The organism is Frankia sp. AgB32 (assembly GCF_023243045.1).
GTDB lineage: Bacteria > Actinomycetota > Actinomycetes > Frankiales > Frankiaceae > Frankia.
Window position 1 is genome coordinate 1 of the sequence record NZ_JALKFX010000172.1, and the last position, 615, is coordinate 615.

Below are 615 nucleotides of genomic sequence, written 5' to 3' on the forward strand. Positions count from 1 at the left end.
AGTTCGGCGGCGTGCAGGTCGCCGGCCGGGGCGATCGGCCCGGCGGCGGCGTGGAGCAGGGTGGACACGGATCTCCAGGTGTGATCAGCGGGGCGGGGGTGCTGCCCTACCCGCGGCATGGACGCCCGCGGGCACCGGCCTGGAGGCGGCAGTGGCCGCGGGCCGCGGGTAGGGCAGCGGTGGGAGCCGCCGGCCGGCTCGGGGGGATCCGACCGGCGGCCGTCTCAGGGGCCGGCGGCGCGCCGCAGCGGTGCGACGCGGTAGCCGGCGATGTGGCCCAGGGTTCGGGCGTAGGCGTCTGCCGCGTCGGGCGTGGCCCATCCGCGGTGGACCTCGACGGCGTCGCCGGCGGGGTCCGTGACGACGACCGCGTAGGTCGCTGTCGGGCCGTCGCCCGCGATCACGCCGTTCGGGATGCCCATCCAACGTGCGGGGAGAGACGCCGGCGGCGCTGGCGGCGCCTCTCCCCGCGGTGCGTGCGGCCCCGGCCCGGACAGGGTGGGCGGGCTCCGCACGCCATCGGCAGGCGACTGCGACGGGCGGGGGAAACCGGGTTGCATGCGGTGTCTCCCTCCGGGTCCGTGTCAGCCGGCTGATCTGCCGGTAGGGATATGA

Annotated in this window: 1 protein-coding gene; it reads right to left on the reverse strand. The window is 77.4% G+C overall.

Going from position 1 to position 615, the window contains the following annotated elements; genetic code table 11:
• Positions 1-224: 224 nt before the first annotated feature.
• Positions 225-422 (reverse strand): hypothetical protein, encoded by a 198-nt coding sequence (locus MXD60_RS26280; RefSeq protein ID WP_248822389.1) that lies wholly within the window; start codon positions 420-422, stop codon positions 225-227.
• Positions 423-615 lie beyond the last annotated feature (193 nt).

What these genes read in the sequence shown, in the direction of transcription:
- MXD60_RS26280 (WP_248822389.1), bottom strand. Translation starts at nt 422, where the DNA reads ATGGGCATCCCGAACGGCGTGATCGCGGGCGACGGCCCGACAGCGACC.